The organism is Nocardioides insulae DSM 17944, from assembly GCF_000422825.1.
GTDB classification, from domain to species: domain Bacteria; phylum Actinomycetota; class Actinomycetes; order Propionibacteriales; family Nocardioidaceae; genus Nocardioides; species Nocardioides insulae.
Genome location: NZ_AUGU01000014.1, coordinates 447583 through 472215, shown reverse-complemented (window position 1 = coordinate 472215; position 24633 = coordinate 447583). Strand labels below are relative to the sequence as shown.

Annotated in this window: 15 protein-coding genes; 8 read left to right on the top strand and 7 right to left on the bottom strand. The window is 72.3% G+C overall.

Features of this window, described 5'->3' with window-relative positions:
* The first annotated feature begins 2 nt into the window (after positions 1-2).
* The 3 genes from G515_RS0106380 (at position 3) to G515_RS19830 (ending at position 4651) form a co-directional block, all read left to right on the top strand.
* Positions 3-1523, top strand: coding sequence for a glucosamine inositolphosphorylceramide transferase family protein (locus tag G515_RS0106380; protein ID WP_028659492.1), 1521 nt, complete (start codon positions 3-5; stop codon positions 1521-1523).
* The gene (locus G515_RS0106375) at positions 1520-2710 is read left to right on the top strand and encodes a GNAT family N-acetyltransferase (protein ID WP_157571024.1); all 1191 of its coding nucleotides are present in this window, start codon (positions 1520-1522) and stop codon (positions 2708-2710) included. The genes G515_RS0106380 and G515_RS0106375 overlap by 4 nt, the downstream gene beginning before the upstream one ends.
* Before the next feature lie 180 nt (positions 2711-2890).
* On the top strand, positions 2891-4651 hold the full coding sequence (locus G515_RS19830) for a right-handed parallel beta-helix repeat-containing protein (protein ID WP_169570459.1): 1761 nt from the start codon (positions 2891-2893) through the stop codon (positions 4649-4651).
* A gap of 49 nt (positions 4652-4700) precedes the next feature.
* Here G515_RS19830 and G515_RS19825 read toward each other — a convergent pair whose 3' ends face one another.
* The 4 genes from G515_RS19825 to mfd all read right to left on the bottom strand — a co-directional run bounded on the left by G515_RS19825 (position 4701) and on the right by mfd (position 16309).
* On the bottom strand, positions 4701-7976 hold the full coding sequence (locus G515_RS19825; protein WP_036554425.1) for a LamG-like jellyroll fold domain-containing protein: 3276 nt from the start codon (positions 7974-7976) through the stop codon (positions 4701-4703).
* Positions 7977-8178: 202 nt separating this feature from the next.
* The gene (locus G515_RS19820) at positions 8179-11676 is read right to left on the bottom strand and encodes a PKD domain-containing protein (RefSeq protein WP_036554423.1); all 3498 of its coding nucleotides are present in this window, start codon (positions 11674-11676) and stop codon (positions 8179-8181) included.
* A 42-nt stretch (positions 11677-11718) separates the two neighbouring features.
* On the bottom strand, positions 11719-12447 hold the full coding sequence (locus G515_RS22535; protein WP_157571022.1) for a hypothetical protein: 729 nt from the start codon (positions 12445-12447) through the stop codon (positions 11719-11721).
* A gap of 292 nt (positions 12448-12739) precedes the next feature.
* Positions 12740-16309 (bottom strand): transcription-repair coupling factor, encoded by a 3570-nt coding sequence (gene mfd / locus G515_RS0106350; protein ID WP_028659489.1) that lies wholly within the window; start codon positions 16307-16309, stop codon positions 12740-12742.
* 143 nt (positions 16310-16452) lie between these two features.
* Here mfd and G515_RS0106345 point away from each other — a divergent pair, with 143 nt between their 5' ends.
* Entirely contained in the window at positions 16453-17391 is a 939-nt protein-coding gene (locus tag G515_RS0106345; protein WP_245565250.1) for a M15 family metallopeptidase, read from the top strand.
* 75 nt (positions 17392-17466) lie between these two features.
* Here G515_RS0106345 and G515_RS0106340 read toward each other — a convergent pair whose 3' ends face one another.
* A complete protein-coding gene (locus G515_RS0106340) occupies positions 17467-18384 on the bottom strand; it encodes a LysR family transcriptional regulator (protein ID WP_028659487.1) in 918 nt (305 codons plus the stop codon).
* Positions 18385-18455: 71 nt separating this feature from the next.
* On the opposite strand from G515_RS0106340, the gene G515_RS0106335 reads away from it, so the two are divergent.
* Positions 18456-19376, top strand: coding sequence for an EamA family transporter (locus tag G515_RS0106335; protein WP_028659486.1), 921 nt, complete (start codon positions 18456-18458; stop codon positions 19374-19376).
* A gap of 27 nt (positions 19377-19403) precedes the next feature.
* Here G515_RS0106335 and G515_RS0106330 read toward each other — a convergent pair whose 3' ends face one another.
* Both G515_RS0106330 and G515_RS0106325 read right to left on the bottom strand, forming a co-directional pair.
* On the bottom strand, positions 19404-20168 hold the full coding sequence (locus G515_RS0106330) for a siderophore-interacting protein (protein WP_245565249.1): 765 nt from the start codon (positions 20166-20168) through the stop codon (positions 19404-19406).
* 57 nt (positions 20169-20225) lie between these two features.
* On the bottom strand, positions 20226-21023 hold the full coding sequence (locus G515_RS0106325) for a 3'(2'),5'-bisphosphate nucleotidase CysQ (protein WP_051217933.1): 798 nt from the start codon (positions 21021-21023) through the stop codon (positions 20226-20228).
* 186 nt (positions 21024-21209) lie between these two features.
* On the opposite strand from G515_RS0106325, the gene G515_RS0106320 reads away from it, so the two are divergent.
* From G515_RS0106320 to wecC, 3 genes are read left to right on the top strand one after another with little or no spacing between them, the layout of a single operon-like run.
* Positions 21210-22448, top strand: coding sequence for a hypothetical protein (locus G515_RS0106320; RefSeq protein WP_211220959.1), 1239 nt, complete (start codon positions 21210-21212; stop codon positions 22446-22448).
* Positions 22445-23380, top strand: a complete 936-nt coding sequence (locus G515_RS19810; protein ID WP_211220958.1) for a WecB/TagA/CpsF family glycosyltransferase — start codon at positions 22445-22447, stop codon at positions 23378-23380. The genes G515_RS0106320 and G515_RS19810 overlap by 4 nt, the downstream gene beginning before the upstream one ends.
* The gene (gene wecC / locus G515_RS0106310) at positions 23377-24633 is read left to right on the top strand and encodes a UDP-N-acetyl-D-mannosamine dehydrogenase (RefSeq protein ID WP_028659482.1); all 1257 of its coding nucleotides are present in this window, start codon (positions 23377-23379) and stop codon (positions 24631-24633) included. The genes G515_RS19810 and wecC overlap by 4 nt, the downstream gene beginning before the upstream one ends.

Sequence of the window (24633 nt, the reverse complement as noted above, 5' to 3'; positions counted from 1 at the left end):
CCATGCATGTCAGGAGCCGACACGTCCAGCTGCGGCTGCCCGCGGGATCCGCCCGGCGCTGGCACCTGGACCTGGCCGAACGGCTCAGCGCGCTGCCGGGGGTGAGCGTCTCGATCGCGCTCGCCGCGCCGCGTCGTACCGGCGTCGAGGCGAGCTATCAACGCGTGCTCGGCGCGGAACGGCTGATGCACGGCGTCCGGCCCCGTCTGGCCGCCGCGGCCTCTGACGGCGACCTGGCCCCGTGGCTGGGCGGGACGGACCGCCCGACCCTGGTGATCGCACCGGAGGGCAGCGACTCCAAGGAGCCGGGCGAGTCCGGCGAGGGGTCCGACCTCTGGCAGCTCACCTTCGACGGCCACCCGGGTACGACGGGCGCCCTGGCCGCGCTGGCTGAGGGACGCTTCCCGCTGACCCGGCTGACCCGCGGTGAGGAACGGCTCGCCACCGGCCGACCCGGCAGCGAGCGTCCCGGCGTCCTGACCGCCGCGCTGGAGGACGTGCTGGCGGGCAGCCTGCTGCTGGTGGAGCAGGCGGTCGCGGGCCGGCTGCCGATCCCGCCGGCGGCGGAGCCCTCGCCCCGGCCCGCGGCCCCGAGCCCGTCGGTGAGCCGCACGGTGGCCTTCGCGGGCCTGCACCGCGCCTACCGGATGGCCTACCGGGCACCGCACTGGCGGGTCGGCTGGCGGCTGCTCGGGAGCGAGCAGAGCCCCGACGTGCTCGATCTGCTCGACCACCCCGAGACCGGCTGGTCGACGCTGCCCGATGACGGCGTGCACTTCTATGCCGATCCGTTCCCGGTCGCCGTCGGGGACCAGCACGTGCTCTTCGTCGAGGACTTCGACCATCGGCTGGGCCGAGGGGTGATCTCCGCGGTCGAGTTCGGCGACCACGGACCTCTCGGCCGCCCCCGCCCGGTGCTCCGGCACAACACCCATCTGTCCTACCCGTTCGTCCTGCGCGCCGAGGGCGAGTGGTGGATGATCCCCGAGACCTCGGGGGCCGGCACGGTGGAGCTCTACCGGGCGCTCGACTTCCCGGACCGCTGGCAGCGGGAGACGATCCTGTTGCGCGACCTCACCGCGAGTGACGTGAGTGTGGTGCACGACCAGGGACGCTGGTGGATGTTCGCCACCGTCCGTCACGGGGGCTCGTGGTCCGATGCCCTGCACCTGTGGTCCGCGGATCGACTCACCGGGCCGTGGCGCCCGCATCCGGGCAACCCGGTGCTGCTCGACATCACCTCGGCCCGGCCGGCCGGTCGGCCGGTACGCCGCGATGGCCGGCTGCTCAGGCCGGTCCAGGACGGTTCGGCCGGCTACGGCGGCGGACTGGCGATCGCCGAGGTGACCCGGCTCGACGACACCGGCTTCGACCAGCGGGTCCTGGCGCGTCTGGGTCCCGGCCCGCTCTGGCCCGGGAGCCGGCTGCACACCCTCAACCGGGCCGGCCGACTGGAGTGCATCGACGGGTCGGCGCGCTCCCCCCGGTTCCGGCGTCCCTCCACCGATCGGGGTCGATCGTGACGGCATCCGTGTCCGTGCTGCCCACCACCGGCGCGCCGCCGACCGTGCGGGTCGCCCGCGAGGACGGCTTCGACTTCCTCGATCCCGGCTACGCCGACCTGCATGCCCGCTCGACCGCGACGCTGTTCCAGCACCCGGTGTGGCTGCACCATCTCTACGCGGACCTGGCGCCCGCCGTGGGGGCCCGGCCGGTCGTGGTCACGGTGCGCACGGCCACCGACGGGCGGCTGGTCGGCGTCCTGCCGATGGTGCGGCGTGGCCGCTTCGCCCGACGTCTCGAGCCCGCCGACCTCGGGGTCAGCGACTACGCCGCCCCGGTCCTGGACGCCGAGCTCGCGCCGGCCCTGCTGCGCGATCCTGCCCTCCTCCAGCGGATCCGGGGCGCGCTGGGCCGCGCCGACCTGGTGCGCTTCGACAAGATCCGGGGGGACGCCGGCGACGTCGCCGCCCTGCTGGGCGCGCGCCGGGTGGTCCGCCACCAGTACGACGCCCATGCGATCCCGCTCGGCGACTCCGTCGAGGACTGGCGCGCTGACCTGGACCCCGGTCTCCTCCGCCACCTGGCGCGCAAGCGGAAGCGGCTCGGGAGCAACAAGCGGGTGGTGGATGTGCGCGAGGTGACCGACCCGGCCGAGATCGACGAGGCCTTCGACCGGATGCGGGAGTTCCGCCGCGCCCGGTTCGCCGAACGACGCGCGGTCGACCTGATGCAGGACCCGAGCTACGACGCGTTCTACCGGTCGGTGGCGCGCCGCGGCGCGGTCGGGGACGGGCCCGGACGCACCTGGGTCCTCACCGTCGACGACGAGATCATCGGCGTCTCCTTCGACCTCACCGATGCGGATCGGGACCTGTTCCTGCTGATCGGCTACGACTACGAGCGCTACCGCAACTACTCGCTGGGCCTCCTGCTGGTCGAGGACCTGGTCGGCGTCTCGATCATGCAGGGCCGCCGCGAACACGACCTCACCATCGGTCACGACACCTACAAGAGCGACTTCGGCGCCGTCCTGACACCGATGTACTCGGCGCGCCGAGCAGTCACCCCGCGCGGCTGGGTCGCCCAGGTCGCCGCGGACCAGAACGCCGCCGCCCGCCGCGTCGCCAAGCGGGCCCTCGCCTACCGCGACCGGCACGACCTCACCCTGCGTCGCCTGCTCCCCTCCCGTTCCTCCGAACCCGGGTGAGTGACCGAGCGCGTATCCCACCGCCGACCAGGCCGAGGCCACCCGAGGCCACCCATCGACGTCCACCGGGGATCCACCGACAGGGGCTTACACCAGATGGGGGTGGGCCGCCGCCGAAGGCATGGACATCGCACGAGGCACGGTCCGAAGGTGGAGGTCGGCGATGCGAAGGAGGCGTTCATGCCGCCTGTCGGCCGACCACTGGTCGGCCTGGTCTCGGGGGCATTGCTCGCGGCCGTCCTGAGCGGAGAGGCGGCGGGTGAGACCGAGGGGCCAGGACCTGCCGCCGCAGCCACCAGGGAGGGCGGGACCGCGCCGCGCCCGGCGACGACCTGGCATGTCTCCGGCCGGGGCGCGGACTCCGCCTCCGGCCGTTCGGGAGCACCGTGGCGTCGGCTCGGCACCGCCGTACGCCGGGCCCGGTCCGGGGACCGGATCGTGGTGCACACCGGGACCTACCACGAGAGCGTGACCGTGCCCCGCGGGAAGCGGCTGCAGATCCGAACGGCCCCCCGGGCGCGGGCGTGGCTGGACGGGAGCCGGGTGGTGCGCGGCTGGCACCGCACGGCGCACGGCGCCTCGGCCCGGTGGCTCGTGGAGCTGGACTCCAGCCCGACCTACCACCGCGGTGAGCCGGACGGCACCGAGCAAGGTTGGACCTTCGTCAACCCCGCCCACCCGATGGCGGCGCACCCGGACCAGGTGTGGATCGCCGGGCGTGAGCAACGCCAGGTGGGCTCACTGGCGCAGCTGCGGCCCGGCACGTTCCTGGTCGATGATCGGCGCAACCGGCTGCAGCTGGGGTCGGATCCGCGGGGGCGCACGGTCCGGGCGAGCACCTTCCCCAGGGCGCTGCGGGTGCTCGGGGCCGGCACCCAGGTGCGGGGTCTGGGGGTACGTCGCTTCGCACCGTCGGTGCCGGACATGGGCGCGGTCGTGGTCGAGGCCCGAGGCGTCGTCCTGAGCAGGATGCGGATCCGGGACAACGCGACCACCGGACTGCATGTCACCGCTCCGCGCGCGACGGTGCACAGGGTGCGGCTGGTCGGGAACGGGATGCTGGGGATGAGCGCGACCTATGCGGACCGACTGCGGATGCTGGGCGTCCTCGCGCGCCGCAACAACACCGAGCGCTTCAACACCGCCCCGGTGGCCGGCGGGGTCAAGATCGGCCGCTCCCGCCACCTGCTGGTCCGCGGCGGGCGCTTCGCCGGCAACGCCGGCACCGGGCTGTGGTTCGACGAGTCGTCCTACCGGATCACCGTGGTCGGCGCGATCATGCGCCGCAACGCCCGGCACGGACTCGCGCTCGAACTCTCCACCCGAGCGCTGGTGGCCGACACCGTCATCGCCCGCAACCGCGGGCACGGGATCAAGGTCAACAACACCGCTCGGGTGCGACTGTGGAACAACACCATCGTCCGCAACGGCCGGGCGGTGAACATCGTCCAGGACGACCGGCGTCTGGAGGACCTCGACACCCCCGGCCACGACCCCCGGCGGCCCTCGCCCGACCCGACCATGTCGTGGGTGAGCCGGTCGGTCTCGCTGCACAACAACATCCTGGGCGGAGTGAGGTACGGCGGGAACTGCGTCCTGTGCGTCGAGGACTACTCGGGGCGGTTCAGCGCCGAACAGTTGCGGATCCGGGCCTCCGGGAACGTCTACCTGCGGCCGCGCCGCTCGGCCCCGGCGTGGGCGGTGGTCTGGTCCCGCGGTGCCGGGGACCCGGCCGTGTTCCGCACCGTGCGACGCTTCCGGACCGAGACCGGCCGGGAGCGGAGGCACCTGGACCTGATCGGCGTACGAGCGCTCACCCCCGGGCTTCGGGCCAGACCCCCGATCACCCGCCGTACGAGCGCGGTGGCGGTGCCCCTCGCCGGCGGTCCGGCCCGGGCCCTCCACCGCCCGGCCGGTACCCGGCACCTCGGCGCGTGGTGAGCCTGACCCAGGGTCCGGCCCACCACTCGATCCCCGGGTGGAGAGGACCTCAGTCGGTCGTCGTCACCACCAGGTCGTCGAAGCGCCCCTGCACCGGGAAGGCGGTGGCCGAGCCGGAGAGGTAGGTCCGCAGCCCCAGGGTCCCGGCCTGCTGGAGTCCGGCGGTCGAGTCGGTCGCCGACACCGTCCAGGCGCTCGGCTCGCTCTGCCCGTCGGCCCACACCTTGGCCCGCACCGTGGTGGGCGAGCTGCCGACGGCCTGGACCCGGACCCGGAGCATGGTGCCGGCCGAGGCGGTGAGACCCGGAACGGTCGCGCTCTGGATCGTGCTCTCGGCGCCACCGACCGCCCGGCCGAGGGTCACCGAGACCGCACCGGTGGACTGCAGGCGGACGTCGGTGAAGTAGCGGTCGCCGTTGGCGAGCAGTCGGGGCTGCACCGTGAGGTAGATGCCGCCGCCGGTGGCCGCGGTGTCCGCGCCGAGCCGGAGCCGGGCGTCGACGTCGTCACTGCTCATCCCGCCGAGGCTGACCCCCGGGCCCGAGCCGCCCTGGCTCATCCGGATGCTGCCGACCCCGCCGTTCACCGCGAAGTTGGCTGCGGTACCGCTGCGGTTCCAGGCACCACCCACCTCTGCGTTGCCCCAGCCGCCGGTGACGGTTCGCCCGAAGGTGTCCCTCGCCAGCTCGACGGGGCCGGCGGGCGGTTCGGTGACGGTGATATCGCGCCGTTCGACGTCGGTGGCCCCGTCGTCGTCGGTCACGGTCAGGGTGACCGGGTAGGTGCCCGGGTCCTGGTAGGTGTGCGAGACCGAACCACCGGACCCGGTGGTCCCGTCGCCGAAGTCCCACTGCTGTGAGACGAGGGTGCCGTCGGGGTCGCTGGAGGTGGAGTCGAGGGTGAGGCTCAGGTCGGAGACCGAACTGCTGAACGACGCCGCGGGCGGCAGGTTGGGCGCCGGGGCGCCGGAGCCGGCCGCGTGGTGGGCAGCGATCTCGGTCGGCGACAGCTGCCGCTTGTAGACCGCCACCTCGTCCAGGTCGCCGGCGAAAGCCGTGGAGGAGGGTGCCGACGGCCAGCCGGAGAGGCTGTCGCCGCCGATCCGCCAGTACCCGATCGCCAGGTGTTCGGGCACGGTCACGTCGGTGCGCTGAGCGACCTGGTCACCGTCGAGGAACAGCCGCATGCCCTGGGCCGAGAGCGTCCCCGCGACGTGGTGCCACTGGCCGTCGGCGTACTGCCCGGGACTGGTGACCACCTGGCGGGTGGCGTTCGGCTTCACCCCGAACAGGACACGGCCGGAGTTGTCCAGGTAGATGGTCCGATCGCCCCGCGTGGAGTTGCGGTCGTTGCGGTTGCCCCAGCCGATGATCTTGCCGCCGCCTCGGGTGGCACGGAACCACGCCTCCACGGTGAACACGTTCGGCATGCTCTCCTGGAGGGTCGAGTAGACCCGGGCACTGGTGGCCCCCGGCATCGTGATGGCGAGGTTCTCCGGGTCCGCGGGGATCGCTCCGGTGGCACCGGCGGTGACGTCGGTGGTGGTCGTCAGGGTGCGGGACCCGGCGGAGTCCTCCGTCGTCCCCTCCTCGCCCATCCGCCACCAGTACGTCGGCTCACTGGCGTCGACGGCCTTCACGTAGGCGCTGTCGGTGCCGACGGAGGCGACCGTGAGGGTCACCCACGGCGAACTGGCCACGTTGCCGAAGGCATCGGTCGCGGTGACCCGGTACCGATGGGAGCCCGGGGTGACGCCGGTGTCGGTGAAGCCCATGCCGTAGTCGTCCCACCACTCCGCACCAGCCGTGCGGGTGTGGACCAGGCCGGCGGTGTTCTGGTTGTCCCGGTAGACCCGGTAGGTCAACTGGTGGTTGTCCATGTCGTCGTTGGAGGGCCAGGTGAGCCGCACCGAGCCCGCCGCGCTCGATCGGGCCTCGAGCGGCCATCCGGTGCCGGTCAGCGAGGGGCCCCGGTCGTTGGGGGCCAGGCCGGTGCGCGCGAACCGGACCAGGCCCTGCTGGGCCACCCCGTTGACCCGGGTGAACTCACCTGCCATCGCGACGTAGTCGGCGTTGCCTGTCACGCTCCACGGGCCCTGGTACTGGCCGGTGTAGCTGCCGGTGTTGAGCGAGGGGTACCACGTCAGCATCGCCGAGGCGGGCTGACCGGTGTAGTCGTAGTAGCGGCCCTGGTCGGGTTCCCAGGTGGCGGTCCGGGTGGCCTTGGTGCTCATCGCGACGCCGCGGTAGTAGGGGTAGTCGCCCACGTTGCCGGCACCCTGCGGGATGGCGCCGACGTTCTCGCAGTAGTGGGTGTGGCTGGCCGCGTAGAGGACGCCGCCCTGCGGGTGCACCGAGTAGGTGTCGCCGTGGCAGTCGTTGATCCAGTCGATGCCACCGTCCCAGGTCGCCGAGAAGAACCCCTCGAAGGTGCCGCCGGTGCGGCCGTAGGTGTAGCCGCCGCCGTACACCTTCTGGCCGTCGGTGGCCAGGGTGGTGATGGCGCCGTCGGCGGTCCCGTTCCGCACCGGCCCGTTCATCGCGAACGGCAGGCTGGCCCCCGTCGTACCGTCCACCATCGCCAGCCCGTAGCCCGGGCTCGAGGAGCCGTTCACGGAGGTGAAGGAGCCGCCCACCGCGACCCTGGTCGCGTCCGGCTTGGCCGTGATCGCCCAGACGAAGCCGTCGCCGGTGGTCGGCGCCCAGCTCAGGAGAGCTCCCGACGAGGCGTTGAACGCTGCCAGGTCGGTGCGCGTCTGGTTGCCGATGCTGCCGAAGGAGCCTCCGACGTACACCGTGTTCTGGGTCGCTGCGATGGAGGTGACGCTCCCGTTCACCTGCGGAGTGAAGTTCGAGAGCAGCGCCCCCGTCGCGGTGTTGAATACGGCGAACCTGGCCCGGGTGGTCGTCCCGACCTGGGTGAAGTCGCCGCCGACGTAGAGGCGGGAGCCGTCCGGGGAGACCGCGACCGCCCGCACCTGCCCGTTGAAGGCGGGGGCGAAGGAGGTCATCGCCCCGGTGCGCACGTTGTAGGCGACCAGGTTCTGGCGGGTCACGCTGCCGGTCCCCCCCGAGGCCACGCCGGCCGGACGTGCCGTGCTGAAGCTGCCGCCGGCGTAGACGGTCTCACCGACCATCGCCTGGGACCAGACCACGCCGTTGATCTGCACCGTCGGCAGGGCGTCGGCCGCAACCGTGGTCGGCGTCTCCGGATTGTTCGGGTCGACCGGCTGGGAGTCCGCCCGGGCCACCCCGGGGGTGAGGGCCGCCAGCGCGAGCGCCAGCCCGGCCAGGACCGCCACCCTGGAACGACGCCTGCCGGCCACTCTTCCGCTCCGCCTGACTGGAAGTATCGCCCTCATCTGGAACCCCTGGTGGTGTGTGGCGCCCCGTCCTCGGGACCGCCGGATCGACGCTCTGCGTTCGACGAATTCGAATCGGTGATTCGATCGGGAGCCGACCCGAGCGGTCATCCCACGAAGTGGAGGTGTGGCCCTGCCCCGGGCAGGGCCACACCCCATGGGTCGGTCAGCGGCGGACCCGGACCACCACGACCTTGGAGGCCGAGGACATCGTGGTCGGAGAGCCGCTGTAGACGACCTGGTAGCGGTGCGTGCCCAACGAGGGTCGTACGACGAGCCGGACCGACTGGCTGCGCACCTGGATCTTCCGGACGACCCGGCCACGGTCCTTGACCGTGACCGTGCCGCGAAGGGCGACCGACGCGGAGGGCCGGAGGTTGGCGACCAGGGTGACCTGCTTGCCGCGGCGGACCCGCTTGGGTGTCGCCTTCAGATCGGCCCGCACGCCCACCTTGGCGATCTTGAGCGTCTGCGTACGGGTCGCGGTGGCTCCCTTGTCGTCGGTGACCGTCATCCTCACCTGGAAGGTGCCGGCCCGGGTGTAGCTGTGGGTGACCTTGTTGCCGGTGGCGCTGGCACCGTCACCGAAGGACCACCGCACCGAGGCCACCTTGCCGTCCGGGTCACTCGCCCGGGAGGTCAGCGTGACCTTGAAGCCGCTGCGGGCCAGCCCGAAGGCTGCCACCGGCTTCCGGTTGGCCGGCGGCGGCAAGACGGGTGCGGAGAGGACCAGGGCACCGTCGGCGGACACCGTGACATCACGGACGATGGTCCCGGTGGCACCGTCGTTGTCGGTCACCGTGAGCTTGACCCGGTTCTTGGTGAGCGGCGCGAAATCGGGGCGGGGTCGGCTCGACGTACTGTCCTCTCCGTTGCCGAAGTCCCACAACCAGCTGACGATCGTGCCGTCCGAGTCGGTCGAGGCGGTCGAGGCGTCGAGCCTCGGCCGGGTCTCGACGGTGGCGGCGAAGTCCGCCTTCGGCGCCTTGTTCGTCGGGTCGACGACCTGCACGCTCCGGACGGTCTGGGCGCTGGCCCGCTGGGCGTTGTCAACGACCACCAGCCCGACCTCGTAGGTGCCACCGTTGAGGTAGGTGTGGCTCGCCGTGGGAGTCGTGGTCGTCAGGGTCTCCCCGTCACCGAAGGACCACACGTACCTCGCCACGTTGCCGTCGAGGTCCTTCGAGCCGGCGCCGTTGAACGTCGCCGCCAACCCCTTCACGGTCGGCACGGCGATCGCCGCGGTCGGCGCCTGGTTCGGCGCCACCTCTCCGGCCGCCTCGGCGTGCTCGGTGATCTGGGCCCCGGACAGCGCGTGCTTGTACAGCGCCACCTCGTCGATGTCGCCGGTGAACCCGCTCGCCACCCCGGTGGTCGTGCTGCTGCCGCCGACCCTCCAGAAGCCCACCGCCAGGTGCTCCCCGACGGTGACGTCACCGTTCTGACCAGCGAGCTCACCATCGACGTACAGCTTCATGCCGTCCCCGGAGAGGACGCCCGCCACGTGGTGCCATGCGCCGTCGTTGAAGCCGCCCGGGCTGCTGAGGGTCGCCATGGTGGCGTTCGGCTTGACGCCGAACCCGACCTTGCCGGCGCCGTCGATGTACAGCACCCGGTCACCCCTGACCGACCGGGTCGAACCGTTGTCCCGGCCGACGATCCGCCCACCCGTGGTCGAGGTGGTGCGGAACCATGCCTCGAGGGTGAACAGGTCGGGCGGGCTCTTGTCCTCGCCGGTCGTGGTGGCCACACCCGTCGCGGAGCCGGAGAAGGTCGCGCCGACGTTGGCGGCGTCATCACCGATGGCACCTTGGGTACCTCGGGTCACGCCCGCACCGGCGGTGAGCGAGTCGGAGCTCACCCAGTCCGCCACGGGATCGGCGGAGCCCGCGGCCTCGCCGAAGCGCCACCAGTGGGTGGGCTCGTCGCCGTGCACGGCTTCGGTGTAGGCACTCACCGCACCCGAGGCGGCGACGGTCACCGGCGTCCAGGCGGAGTTGGCGGTCAGGCCGCCGGGGTCCCTGGCTTGGATGCGGTACTCGTAGGCGGCGCCCTCGTCCACGTCGGTGTCGGTGTAGGTCATGCCGAGCGGGTTCCAGAAGTCGGCGCGCCTGTCCCACTCGTCGAGGAGTTCACTGTTTCCGCCGGGGACGCGACGCTGCAGCCGGTACCGGAGGTAGGCGTTGTCGATGTCATCGTTGGTGGCCCAACCCACCCGGACGATGCCGGGCTCGGTCGAGTGGACCTGAAGCGGATAGGACGCGGCGAACTTGCTCGGCCCCTCCGCGAGCCCCTCATCGAGTTCAGCCTCCGCCAGAGAACTCCTGGCGAAGCGCACCAGCCCTCGGTGGTCGGCGTTGTTGACCCGGCTGAACTCGCCGCCCATGACGACGTAGTCGTCGGTGCCGGTGACACTCCAGGCGCCCTGGTCCTGGCCGGTGAAGGTGCCGGCGTTGATCGAGGGGTACCAGGTGAGCAGCGAGGGGGTCGGGAGACCCTCGAAGTTGTAGTAGCGGCCCTGGTCCGGCTCCCAGGTCGCCGTCCCGGTGGTCGCCTTGCTGTAGGCGACACCACGGTAGTAGGGGTACGACCCGACGCCGCCGGTACCCTGCGTCACCCCGCCCATGTTCTCGCAGTAGTGCGAGTGGCCGGCCACGTAGACCTGCTCGTCGCTCGGGAACACGGAGTAGCTGTCGCCGTGGCAGTCCGCGACCCACTGGGTAGTGCCGTCCCAGTTCACCGCGAAGGTGCCCTCGACGGTGCCGGCATCGATGCTGGAGTAGGTCCAGCCGACGCCGTAGAACCCGTCGTCGTCCGCGGCGAGCGCAGCGATCGAGCCGTCAGCGTCGCCGTCCCCGTTGCCGTTGTAGAGGTTCTCACCGGCGGGCAGCGGTTGCGCCACGCCGTTCTGGTCGAACAGTGCGAGGCCGTCCCCGGGTTCGGCCACGTCCGGCTCACCGATGGCCTTCAGGAAGGATCCGCCGACCGCGATCCGGGTGCCGTCCGGCTTCACCGCGAGCGACTCGACACCGCCACCGCCCAGGTTGGCGATGGGCGCCCAGGGTTGGAGCTCGAGGTTCTCGTTCACCGCCGCCAGGTTGCCCCGAGTCTGGTTCCCCACGCTGCCGAAGCCACCGCCGATGTACACGAGGTCGTCGGTGACCGCGAGCGCCTGCACGTTCCCGCTGATCTGGATGTTGGCGTTGACCAGGACGCCGCTGGGCAGGTCGAAGGCGGCCAGCCGGTTATGGGCCTGGCCGTTCACCTGGGTGAAGTTGCCGCCGACGTACAAGCGGGTGCCGTCCGGGGAGACCGCCACCGCGTTGACCGGTCCGTTGAAGGTCGGTGCGAAGTCGGTCATCAGCCCGGTGGTGATGTCGTAGGCGAGCATGTTGGCCCGAGTCTCCTCCGCACCGCCGGGGTCCTGGGCGGTCGCGAACTCACCGCCCGCGTACACGATGTTGCCGCGCACCGCCTGCGACCACACCACGCCGTCGCCGATCTGCACCGTGGGCAGGGCATCGGCGGTGACGGTGACCGGGCTCCCTGGGTCTGCGGGATCCTCCGGTGACCAGTCCGCCGAGGCGGGACCGTTGGCGATGCCGAGCCCGGCGACGGCCAGGGTGACCGCCAGCGGTACGGCGGCAAGTTTCTTCCAACTCATCACATACCGTCCTGATCTCATCGATGTTCGACTCGGGGGGGTTCAGCTCGCGGATCCGGCTAGGACGACCATCGGGGCCGCGCCGGTGTAGCTGGCCGTCACCTGCACCGAGTCACGGGACTCGACCGGGACGGCGAAGTTGTAGGACGCCTCGGCTGACTCGCCCGCGCCCAATTCGCCCGAGAAGGGGACGCCGTCCGGCTCCGAGAGAGCGGACGCCGGCGTCTTGTCATCGCCGTAGGTGACGGTGATCGTCATGCCGTCCAGCGGGATGGGCTGCCGCGAGGCGTTCTCCGCCTGCAGCCGGAACTGGACCGCCGGACCGGCCACCTCACCCGGACCGCGGGCCTCACCCTGGACCGCCTCCATCGAGGTGATGTGCAGCGTCAGACCCGTCCCGAAGTCGGCCGTCTCCCGGATCCCGATCGCCGGCTCAGGGGTGACCTCGGCGTACGGCACCACGTTGCCTCCGCCCCCGCTGTCCGACGGGGTCTGGGAGGGGGCGGTCGTCGGCGGATCGGACGCCGGGCCCCCGGACTTCGGGGAGCCGTCCGGCTTCGCGGACTCGTCGGGCTTCTGGGATGCCTGCGCGGAGGCGGACCCGGTCTGGGACGGCGACGCCGTCGGCGCCGGGGTGGCGCCCGCGGACGGCGGCGTGTCTCCCGCGGCGTTGCCCGGTTGCGGGTCGTCGCGACCCAGCGCCCAGGCGACCACGAGCCCGACCAGGGCCAGCGCGATCACCGCCACCACCACGCCGCGACGGATCGACACCGACAACTCGTTCATCGCTCCCCCAAATGGACTGGCGGCGCCGCGGCCGCGGCGCCGGGCACAGTCCATCCCCGGCCCCGAGGTCACGCGGTAAAGCCGTCGGAGCGTTCACCCATGTTGGGGAGGACGGTCGACTCGCCCCTCCCGGACGGTCGAGTTGAGCCTCCCGGACGGTCGAGTTGAGCCTTGTGGACCGTCCATTTGGCCCAAGTGGACGGTCCACGAAGCTCAACTCAACGGTCCATGGGGCCGACTCAATCGAGCGGGGAGGGTGGGTGGGGGGGTGGGTGGGTCAGGTGGTGGCGGGAGGGTCGATGACGGCGTCGATGACGCCGCCCGCCCAGTCGAGCAGGCCGATGCCGTCCAGCGGCGTGGCCGGGAAGCCCTTGGAGATCGGGCGCGGGACCAGGATGGTGTCTGTCTGGGTCTTCACCAGCGACTTCGGGTACATCCGCTGCAGCCGCAGCGCCCTGGACTCCGGGAGCGAGACGGGGGCGAAGCGGACGTTCTTGCCGGCGATGGTGACCTCGGTGATCCCGGCCTTGCGGCAGCGGGCGCGGAAGCGGGCGACCAGCAGCAGGGAGACGACCTCGACCGGCGGCTCGCCGTACCGGTCGGAGAGCTCGGTGTTGACCGCGTCGACGTCCTCGTTGCTGCGGACCTCGGCGAGCCGCTTGTACATCTCCAGGCGCAGCCGCTCGGAGGGGATGTAGTCGTGCGGGAGGTGGGCGTCGACGGGGAGTTCGATGCGCACCTCGTCGAGCTGGTCGGAGGCGCCGTCCGGGCCGGCCTTGAAGTCGTTGACCGCCTCGCCGACCAGCCGGACGTACAGGTCGAAGCCGACGTCGGCGATGTGGCCGGACTGCTCGCCGCCGAGCAGGTTGCCGGCCCCGCGGATCTCGAGGTCCTTCATCGCGATCGCCATGCCGCCGCCGAGGTCGGAGTGCTGGGCGAGGGTGGCCAGCCGCTCGTGGGCGGTCTCGGTGAGCGGCTTCTCGGCCGGGTAGAGGAAGTAGGCGTAGGCACGCTCCCGGGAGCGCCCCACCCGGCCCCGGAGCTGGTGCAGCTGGGAGAGGCCGAGCGCGTCGGAACGCTCGATGATCATGGTGTTGGCGTTGGAGACGTCCAGGCCGGACTCCACCAGCGTCGTGCACACGAGTACGTCGAAACGCTTCTCCCAGAAGTCGACCATCACCTGCTCGAGCTGCTTCTCGTTCATCTGGCCGTGGGCGGTGGCGATCCGCGCCTCCGGCACCAGCTCACGCAGGTGGGCGGCGGCCTTCTCGATCGAGTTGACCCGGTTGTGGATGTAGAAGACCTGGCCGTCGCGGAGGAGTTCACGCCGGATCGCGGCGGTGACCTGACGGTCCTCGTAGGCGCCGACGTAGGTGAGCACCGGATGCCGCTCCTCGGGCGGCGTGGTGATCGTGGACATCTCCCGGATCCCGGTGATCGCCATCTCCAGGGTCCGCGGGATCGGCGTCGCGCTCATCGCGAGGACGTCGACCGAGGTGCGCAGTCGCTTCATCGCCTCCTTGTGCTCGACCCCGAAGCGCTGCTCCTCGTCCACGATGATCAGGCCGAGGTCCTTGAACCGGATGTCGCGGTTGAGCAGCCGATGGGTGCCGACCACGACGTCGATCTTGCCCTCGGCCAACTCGGCGATGACCTCCTTGGCCTCCTTGTCGGTCTGGAACCGCGAGAGCCCCTTGAGTACGACGGGGAAGCCGCTCATCCGCTCCATGAAGGTGGACAGGTGCTGGGTGACCAGCAGCGTGGTCGGCACCAGGACGGCGACCTGCTTGCCGTCCTGCACCGCCTTGAACGCCGCCCGGACCGCGATCTCGGTCTTGCCGTAGCCGACATCGCCGCAGATCAGCCGATCCATCGGGACGGTACGACGCATGTCCGCCTTGACCTCTTCGACCGTGGAGAGCTGGTCGGCGGTCTCGGTGAACGGGAAGGCGTCCTCCAGCTCGCGCTGCCACGGGGTGTCGGGCCCGAAGGCGTAGCCCTGGGTGGCCTGGCGGGCGGCGTAGAGCTTGATCAGCTCGGCGGCGATCTCGCGGACCGCCTTGCGCGCCCGGTTCTTCCGCTTGGTCCAGTCGCCGCCGCCGAGCCGGTCCAGGCTGGGCTGCTCGCCGCCGACGTACCGGGTGACCTGGTCGAGGGTGTCGGCGGGCACGTAGAGCTTGTCCGGCGGGGCACCACGCTTGGAGGAGCCGTACTCCAGCACGAGGTACTCGCGGGTGGCGCCGCCGACGACGCGCTGCTTCATCTCCAGGAAGCGGCCGACCCCGTGCTGCTCGTGCACGACGTAGTCGCCCGGCTTGAGCTCCAGCGGGTCGATCTGCCGCTTGCGCCGGGCGGGCATCTTGGCCATGTCCCGGGTGGAGGACTTCTGCCCGGAGAGGTCCTCGCCGGTGATCACGGCGATCCGGTTGATCGGGTCGACGAAGCCGTGCGCGAGGCTGCCGCAGGTGACGGTGACGACGTCGTCGGAGAGGTCGAGCAGCCGCTCGGCGAAGCGGGCCGGCTGGTCGTGTTCGCCGAGAACCTCGACGCTGCGCTGGGCGGGACCGTGGCCGGGGTGCACGATCAGGGTGCGGAAGCGCGCCTCGCGCCACCCGGTCAGGTCACGGATCGCCCGCTCCACGTCGCCGCGGTAGGGGTCGACCGGCTGCATCGGCAGGGCGCGGGTCGGTACGCCGGCGGTGTCGCCACCGGCCAGCTCCGGCTCCAGTTCGATACCGAACGGGCTCATCGACCACCAGGCCCGGCCCGAGCCGATCACGTGCTCGCGGACGTCGGCCAGCTCCCGGTAGGAGGCGGCACCCAGGTCGATCGGCGCGGTGCCCCCGGACGCGGCCGCCGCCCAACTGGCCCCCAGGAACTCCTCGCTGGTCGCGACCAGGTCGTGCGCGCGGCGGCGTACCCGTTCGGGGTCGAGCGCGAGGACGTGGCTCTCTACGGGGAGCAGGTCGACCAGGAGCTCCATCTCGTCGACGAGCACCGGAGCGAGCGACTCCATGCCCTCCACCGAGATGCCGGCGGCGATCTTGTCGGTCAGCTCGAGCAGCTGCGGGTGGGTCTCGCCGAGCGCCTTGGCGCGCGACCTCACGTCGTCGGTGAGGAGCAGCTCCCGGCACGGCGGCGCCCACAGCCGGGCGCGTGGCTCGGTCTCCAGGGCACGCTGGTCGGCGACCGAGAAGGCTCGGATCTCCTCGACGTCGTCGCCCCAGAACTCCACCCGCAGCGGGTGCTCCTCGGTCGGCGGGAAGATGTCGACGATGCCGCCGCGCACCGCGAACTCGCCGCGCTTCTCCACCAGGTCGACCCGGGTGTACGCCGCGTCGGCCAATCGGGCGACGACGTCCTCGAGCTCGGCCGCCTGCCCGGCCACGACCTCGACCGGCTCGAGATCGCCCAGCCCCTTGACCTGCGGCTGTAGGACGCTGCGCACCGGCGCCACGACGACCTGGAGCGGTCCGCGACCGTCCCCCGCATCCGCGGCGGTGTCGGGGTGGGCGAGCCGGCGCAGCACCGCCAGCCGTCGACCGACGGTGTCGTTGCGTGGGCTCAGCCGCTCGTGCGGCAGCGTCTCCCAGCTCGGGAAGTAGGCCACCCGGTCGGGGTCGACCAGGTCGCCCAGGTCGGAGACGAGGTCCTCGGCCTCCCGGCTGGTCGCGGTGACCGCGAGCACGGTGCGGCCCTCCCGGACCAGCCCGGCGACGAGGAAGGGGCGCATCGCCTCCGGCCCTGTGACATCGAGGGAGCGCACCGCTCCCCCGGCCGCGTCGGCCAGCACCTCGCCGAGCGTGGGGTCGGCCAGGACCGCGTCGGTCAGTGCGGAGAGGGTCACGAGAGCTCCTGTGGGTTGAGCAGGCGCACCACGAACGCCCCCTCTCGAGCAGAGACGGGGGTGGGTGCGAGCCGAGTCTAACGAGGCCCGATCGGGGCCGCCGGATCCTGGCGGGCTCAGGGTCGCGTGCCTACCGTGGAACGGTGAGGCCCTGGGGCGGGTACGTCGTCGCCGCGGTGCTGCTCGCCGGCTCGGCGGGCGCCGCGGCCGGGTGCGCCGACGACGACGGCGCCACCTCGGACCCCCCGCCGGCCTCCACCCCCGGCTCCACCCCCGGCTCCACCGCCGGCTCCCCCGAGAGCCCAGCGGGGAGCGCCACACCGTCGCCGTCCAGCCCCTCCCCGACGGCCACCACGACCGGTCCGGCCCCGCCCGGCACCACCCCTCCCGACTGGCTGGGCACCCGGGTGCTGCCGACCACGGCGGCGGGGTACGGCGAGATCCGGCGTACTCCCCCGGAGCTTCGGACGCGCGCTTTCACCCTGCCCGACCGCCTGCCGATGCTGCCCGGGGACGGTTTCGCCTCCAGGGTCGCCGCACCCGCCCCGGCGAAGGTGATCGCCCGGTCGACCTGGGCTCGTGGCTGTCCGGTCGGCCGCGGGGAACTGGCCTGGATCAGGCTGACCTTCTGGGGGTTCGACGACGCCCGCCACACCGGCGAACTGCTGGTCAACGCTCGGGTCGCCGACGACCTGGTCTCGGTCTTCCGGGAGCTCTACGACGCCCGATTCCCGATCGAGGAGATGCGGATCCCGACGCAGGCCGACCAGGAGGCCGAGCCCACCGGCGACGGCAACGACACCGCCGCCTTCGCCTGCCGCCCGGTGCGCGGCGAGACCACCTACTCCCAGCACGCCTACGGCCTCGCCGTCGACGTCAACCCGTTCCAGAACCCCTACGTCAACGGCGATGTCGTCCTCCCCGAACTCGCCTCCGCCTACATCGACCGCTCCCGGCGGGCCCCCGGGATGATCCACGACGGCGACGCCGTCACCGAGGCGTTCGCCGGGATCGGCTGGGGCTGGGGCGGCTCCTGGCAGTCGTTGAAGGACTATCAGCACTTCAGCGAGAACGGGCGCTGAGGCCACCCCTCCCCTCCCTCGGACACGTCAGCCGAGCGGTCGGGCGCCGGCTCGGCGGGCTGTCCCACCGCGACCTCACCCGGGCCCGGCGCCGGCCTCGGCCGAGGCGCCGGCGCTGACCAGCGCGGCCAGGACCCGGCGTACGGCGAGCCGCTCGGCCTTGTCCGGGCGCAGCACCGCGACGACGTACCTCGCCGTCGGGATGGCCGCCAGCGGCCTGAGTTCGACACCGGATCCGGGTGGGGTGGTGAAGCGCGGCAGCACGGCGAGCCGGTCGCTGTCCGCGACCAGGGCCTCGACCAGCCGATTGTCCCGGATCCGCTGGACCACCTCGATCCGAGCGTCGGTCGCCTCCTCCACGGCGAGGCGCACCGTGTCGAACGGGAAGCCCAACGGCACGCCGTACCACTCCCAGCCGACGAGGTCCTCGGGGTTGAGGGACTCCCGGGCGGCGAGTGGGTGCCCCCGGCGCATCGCGATGTCGAGCGGTTCGCGGGCCAGGACCCGGGTCACCAGGCCGTCGGTGCCCGCCGGCGCGGCCCGGGTGAGGCTGTGCGCGATCACCAGGTCGTGGTCCAGGACGAGGGCGGCATAGGCATCCTCGGCCAGATCCACGTCGGTGCAGACCAGGTCGAGGCCGGGTTCGGCGACGGACAGCTCACGCAGCACGGCGGGGAGCAGGAACGCGGCCGCACTCGGCAGGCAGGCCACCGAGACCTGCCCGGCCGGGTGCCCGCGGAAGGCGTCCCAGCGAGCGGTCACCTCGGCCAGGGTGCGGGCGACGTCGCGGCCTCCGTGGGCGAGCAGCCGGCCGGCCTCGGTCAACCGAACTCCCCGGCCGTGCGCCTCGACCAGTGGCAGGCCCAGCTCCCGGGCGGCGCCACGGAGCTGCTGGGAGACCGCCGACGGCGTCCGGTGGGTCGCCTCGGCGACCGCCGTGACGCTGCCGCGCTCCTCCAGGTCACGGAGGAGGAGCAGATGTCGCACATCCATGTAGGGAGGCTACAAGGAGCCTTCAGCACATTTCGCTGGTGCTTCACTTTGCTCGCCTCCAGGATGGAGCCATGCCGTTTCGCCACCGCCTCATCGCCGCCCTGGTCGCGGCGTGCTGGGGGTTCAACTTCCTGGCCATCGACGCCTCGCTGGGGCTCTTCCCGCCGATGTTCCTGGTGGCGCTGCGCTTCGCCGTGATCGCCGTGCCCACCGTCCTGCTGGTGCCGCGCCCCGACGTACCGCTGCGCTGGCTGCTCGGCTACGGCCTCGGGTTCGGCACCCTCCAGTTCCTCTTCCTGTACGCCGGCATGGCAGCCGGGATGCCGACCGGGCTGGCCTCCCTGGTGCTGCAGTCCTCGGCGCCGTTCACGGTGGCGCTGGGCGCGGCGGTGTTCCGCGACCGGGTCAGCCCGCGCCAGCTCGCCGGGCTGGCGGTGGCCACCGCCGGCCTCGCCCTGGTCGGCTGGGAACAGGCCGGCACCGCGACCCTGCTGCCCTTCCTTCTCGTGCTGGCCGGCGGCTTCGGCTGGGCGATCGGCAACCTGTGCAATGCCCGTGCCCGGGCGAGCGACCCGTGGCGCTTCATGCTCTGGATGTCGGTGGTGCCGCCGGTGCCGATGCTGGCCGCCGCCCTGATCCTCGAGGGCCCGGACCGCATCCTCACCTCGCTGACGTCGTGGGACGACCCGGCCGCCGTACCCGCCCTGCTCGGTCTGGCCTACACGGTCCTGATCGGCACCCTGCTCGGCTCGGGTCTGTGGACCTGGCTGATGGCGCGTCACCCCGCCGGGGTCGTGGCCCCGTTCTCGATGCTGGTGCCGGTGGTCGGGATGAGCAGTGCCTGGGCGCTCCTCGGCGAGACCCTACGACCGGGCGAGGTCCTCGGCGCGGCCGTCGTGGTCGCCGGCGTGCTCTACGGCAGTCGGACCGCACGATCCCGCGTCGTACCCGGCGAACCCGTGGACCCCTCACCCGTTCCGCTGAGCAGGTGAGCCGATGTGGGCCGATGCGGGCCGAGCTCAGGCGGTGCCGGACTCGGCCTCGGCGAGCTCCTTCTTCCAGTCCCGGAAGGTCTCCTCGGTGCGGCCGCGACGCCAGTAGCCCGAGATCGAGACGTCGGCGCGCGGGAGACCGCGCTCCTTGAACAGGTAGGGGCGGATGCCGTGCATGACCGTCTGCGCCTCGCCGTGCACGAAGGCCTGCACCCGGCCCTCCGGCCAGGGCAGCGCCTTGATGGCGTCGAGCAGGACGTCGGTGCCGTCGGTGTGCAGCCAGGCGACCTGGACGCCGGCGGGGGCGTCGAGAGTCTGCTCGTGCGCCGCGTCGGGAACCTCGATGAGGGTGTACCCGATCGTCTCGGCCGGGAGCGCCGCCAGGGCCGCGCGGATCGCCGGCAGGCCGCTCTCGTCGCCGGCGAACAGGTGCCAGTCGGCCGTGAGGTCGGGGGCGTAGCCGCCACCGGGTCCGCGGGCCACGATGCTGTCGCCCGGCGCCGCCGCCCGCGCCCACGGCCCCGCCACGCCCTCGGTGCCGTGGACGACGAAGTCGATGGTCACGGTGCCCGCAGCCAGATCCGGTTCGACCGCGGTGTAGGTGCGCAGCACCGGACCCTGAGGGGTCTCGAAGACCAGCTTGACGTAGCGGTCGGTCTGGGTGCTCGCGGCGAAGGCGCCGAGGTCCTCCGAGGAGAACCGGAGCCGCACCATCCCGGGACCGAGGTCCTCCGATGCGGTCACCACCAGGGTGGTCTCGGGCTTCTTCGGGCGGCGCGGGGTGTCACTCACGTAGGCAACCCTAACCTCGGCTGCCGACTCCGCCCGAATCAATCCGCCGAAGGGCGCTCAGGCCCCGGTGCCGTGCGTCTCGATGAACGCCAGGATGCGATCGGCCAGCTCGGGGCGACACACGATCACGTCGGGGAGATAGACGTCCTTCTGGTTGTACTCCAGTGGGGTGCCGTCGACCCGCGAGGTGAACAGGCCGGCCGCGCGCGCGACCGCGACCGGCGCGGCGGAGTCCCATTCGTACTGGCCGCCGGCGTGCACATAGGCGTCGGTGAGGTCGCGGACCACCGACATCATCTTCACCCCGGCAGAGCCCATCGGCACCAGGTCGGCACCGAGCTCGGTGGCCAGCGCCTCGACGAAGGCCGGCGGGCGGCTGCGCGAGACCGCGATCCGCGGTCGGTCGGAGGTCGATGCCGGCACCACCGGAGGCCGTCCGGTGTGGAAGGTCTCGCCGAGCGCCGGCTGGGCGACCGCACCGGCGGTGAGGTCCCCCGCCCCGTCCGAGGTCCGCTCCCACAGGGCCACGTGGACGGCCCAGTCATCGCGCGGCGGCTCGGAGAACTCCCGGGTGCCGTCCAGCGGGTCGATGATCCACACCCGGTCCTGGGTCAGCCGCTGCTCGGAGTCCTTGCCCTCCTCGGACAGCACGCCGTCCTCGGGGCGGTGCGCCGCCACCAGTTCCATCAGCAGATCGTGGGCGGCCAGGTCGCCGGCGTCCTTGAGCGCCTTGCCCTCCAACCCCTCGGCGCGGACCTCGAGCAGCCGCCGACCGGCGGTCTCGGCCAGCCAAGCGGCGAGCAGATGGTCGTCGGCGAGGACGTCGGCGGACGGCGTACCAGCTTCGAAAGTCACGGCGTCACCCTACGGGGTGGGCGCGCCCCCTCCCGCCCCGCCCGCTGGGGCCCCGGTCAAGTCACGGTCTGGACCGGTTGCCGCCCACGTGTCGGGTCGATGCCCTTTCTTGGGTAGCTTCGCGCCCGACCCCCCGGGGCGTCACGGCTGCCCAGCAGTGTCGCAACGACACCGAGGGGAGCACCTGTGAACGACTCGACGGCAACGACCATGCGTTCCCGCCCGGTCACCGGCCTCACCGAGAGGCTGCCCGGGCCCGAGCCGCAGACCACCGCGCAGAGCACCACCCAGGTCTCTGGCGAGACCAGCACCATCGCCCACCTGCTGCAGATGGCCCCGCGCGGCCTCGCCCTGGCGGTGGATCCCGCCGGCGGCGCGCTGGTCCAGACGGTTCGCGGGATCCGCGGCCCCGACGGCATCGAGGTGACCCGCGAGGGCCGCAGCCTGCGGTACGCCGCGATCACCGCCCTGGGCCTGGCCCGGCTCGACCCGGCGGTCCAGCGCGAGGTGCTCGGTGGGCGCACCGCGGCCGAACTGGCGGTGGACTGCGCCGTGCAGGCCCGGCCGGACCACGACCTCGGCGCCGTCGCACTCGCCTGCTGGGCGCGGGCGGAAGCGGCCGAGGAGTACGACCCCGGGTTGGTGGCCCGCCTCCTCACCGCGCTCGGATCCGGCCAGCCGCACGCCACGGTGACGGTCGGCTGGGCGATGACCGCCGCGGTGGCCGCGGCACGGGTCACCGACGACCGCCGGATCACCCAGCGGGTCATCCAGCAGGCGCGGCGGCGGCTGGTCGCGGAACAGGGGCCCACCGGGCTCTACCCGCACCAACTGCCCGGTGTGCCCGGCCGTCGCGCTCGCGGGCTGCGCGCCCACGTGGGCAGCTTCGCCGATCAGGTCTACCCCCTGCAGGCACTGGCCCGCGCAGCAGGATTGACCGGAGACGAGTCGCTCCTCGCGGCCGCCGAGCGGACCGCGGCCCGTCTGGTCGCGCTCCAGGGCCGAGCGGGTCAGTGGTGGTGGCACTACGACGCCCGCGACGGCACGGTGGTCGAGCGCTACCCCGTCTACAGCGTTCACCAGCACGGCATGGCGCCGATGGTGTTGCACGACCTCGCCGCGGCCGGCGGGACCGACCACGGCGCCGCGATCGAGGCCGGCGTGGCCTGGCTGGAGCGCCATCCGGAGACGGTCGAGGAGATGATGAGCGACCGGTTCGGACTGGTCTGGCGCAAGGTCGGGCGCCGGGAGCCCAGGAAGGCGGCCCGCGGACTCGGAGCGCTGGCGACCGCCGTCCGACCCGGCACGGCCGTGCCGGGACTGGACAAGCTGCTACCCGCCGGCGTGGTCGACCACGAGTGCCGCCCCTACGAACTCGCCTGGCTGCTCTACGCCTGGGCCGCGCCCGAGGAGGAGAAGCGGTGACCACTGCGCTGCGCCGCTCCCCCACCTCTGCTCCAACCCGCCGGCTCTTCGGACTCGATGTGGCGGCGATCCCCCTGGAGAGCGCGGTGGAGCTCGCCGAGCGCGCCGTGAGCACGCGGCAACGGTTCCTGGTCGGCGTGCTCAACGCCGCCAAGATCGTCAAGCTGACCGAGGACGCGCTGCTGCGCCGCTCACTCCTCGAGGCCGACATCCTCCTGGCGGATGGTCAGTCGGTGGTCTGGGCGAGCCGACTGCTGCGCCGCCCCCTCCCCGAACGGGTCGCGGGCATCGACCTCTTCGAGGCTCTCCTCGCGCTCGCCGACCGGCGCCGGCTGCGGGTGTTCCTGCTGGGCGCCAAGCCCGAGGTGCTCGACCGGGTCAGGGCCGAGATCGGCCGACAGTGGCCCGGGGCGGTGGTATGCGGAACCAAGGACGGCTACTTCCCCGACGAGGACTCCGCCACGGTGGCCGCCGAGATCGAGGAGGCCCGTCCCGATCTGCTGTTCCTCGGCATCACCACCCCCAAGAAGGAGATCTTCCTGGGCACCTACGCCGACACCCTGGGCGTTCCGGTCCTGCACGGGGTCGGCGGCTCCTTCGACGTCCTGGCCGGCGTGACCCGCCGCGCCCCGCGGCTGTGGCAACGGTTCGGGATGGAGTGGGCCTACCGGGTCCGTCAGGAACCCCGCCGGCTGTGGCGGCGCTACCTGGTCGGCAACCTCGCCTTCCTGCGCCTGCTGGCCCGGGAGGTCGCGAGCCCACGCCCGCCGTACCTCCCCGACGCGCGGTCGTCCTGGGCGCCGCCGCGGCCACGCACCGACTCCCCCTCCGGGTCGGTCACCGTCACGACGTACCTGTCACGCCTCCGGGCCCCCGCCACGAAGGCACCCCACCAGCCATCCCGCTCGACAACGCTCGAGGAGTCGTCATGAGCACACCCTTCACCGGCCGGGTAGCGATCATCGGCCTGGGCTACATCGGACTACCGACCGCGGCCTGTCTGGCCGTCCGCGGCGTCGACGTGATCGGCGTCGACGTCAACGAGACGACGGTCAAGCAGGTCGCCAACGGCGAGGTGCCCTTCGCCGAGCCCGATCTGGGCGCGGCCGTGGCCGGCGCCGTGGCCGCGGGCAGGCTCACCGCGAGCACCGAGACCCCTGAGGCCGACGCCTACGTGATCGCCGTACCAACCCCCTTCGACGAGGAGCACCAGGCCGACCTGCGCTACGTCCGGGCCGCCACCGAGCAGATCGCACCGCGCCTGCGCGGCGGGGAGATCGTCATCCTGGAGTCGACCTCGCCGCCCGGCACCACCTTGCAGATCAGCCAGTGGCTCGCCGACCTGCGCCCCGACCTGGTGCTGCCGCACAGTTCGGAGGGGGTGCCGGACGTGTACGTCGCGCACTGCCCCGAGCGTGTCCTGCCCGGCCGGATCATGATCGAGATGGTGACCAACGACCGGGTGGTCGGCGGTGTCACCCCGCGCTGCGCGATGAAGGCGGCCGAGATCTACCGGGTGTTCAGCCAGGGCCAACTGGTCCTCTCCGACGCGGCCAGCGCGGAGATGGCCAAGCTGGTCGAGAACGCCTACCGGGACGTCAACATCGGCTTCGCCAACGAACTCTCCCTCGTCTGCGAGGACCTGGAACTCGATGTCTGGGAGATCATCCGGCTGGCCAACCACCACCCGCGCGTGCAGGTGCTGACGCCGGGTCCCGGGGTCGGGGGACACTGCATCGCGGTCGACCCCTGGTTCATCGTCGGGGCCGATCCCGGTCGCGCCCGGCTGATCCGGGTGGCCCGCGAGGTCAACGACGCCAAGCCCGGGCACGTGGCCGCCCAGGTGGTGAGCAAGACCGCGCGCTTCCGGGACCCCACCGTCGTCTGCTTGGGACTGACCTACAAGGCCGACGTCGACGACTTCCGCGAGAGCCCGGCGATCGAGGTCGTCGCCGCGATCGCCGAGGCGCTGCCCGACCTGGACCTGCGCGTGGCCGAGCCCCACGCCAACTTCCTGCCGGCGCAGTTGGCCGACTACCCGAACGTGCGGCTCGAACCGGCCCGCTCCGCGATCGCGGACGCCGACATCGTCGTCCTGCTCGTCGAGCACGACCACTTCCGCTCGCTCAGTCGGGCCCGCCTGGCCGGCAAGGTCGTCTACGACACTGTCGGTCTGTGGCGGTGA

Coding starts and splice junctions, on each gene's coding strand:
- G515_RS0106380 (WP_028659492.1), top strand. CDS start 3: ATGCATGTCAGGAGCCGACACGTCCAGCTGCGGCTGCCCGCGGGATCC.
- G515_RS19830 (WP_169570459.1), top strand. CDS start 2,891: ATGCCGCCTGTCGGCCGACCACTGGTCGGCCTGGTCTCGGGGGCATTG.
- G515_RS19820 (WP_036554423.1), bottom strand. CDS start 11,676: ATGAGTTGGAAGAAACTTGCCGCCGTACCGCTGGCGGTCACCCTGGCC.
- G515_RS0106340 (WP_028659487.1), bottom strand. CDS start 18,384: ATGGATGTGCGACATCTGCTCCTCCTCCGTGACCTGGAGGAGCGCGGC.
- G515_RS0106335 (WP_028659486.1), top strand. CDS start 18,456: ATGCCGTTTCGCCACCGCCTCATCGCCGCCCTGGTCGCGGCGTGCTGG.
- wecC (WP_028659482.1), top strand. CDS start 23,377: ATGAGCACACCCTTCACCGGCCGGGTAGCGATCATCGGCCTGGGCTAC.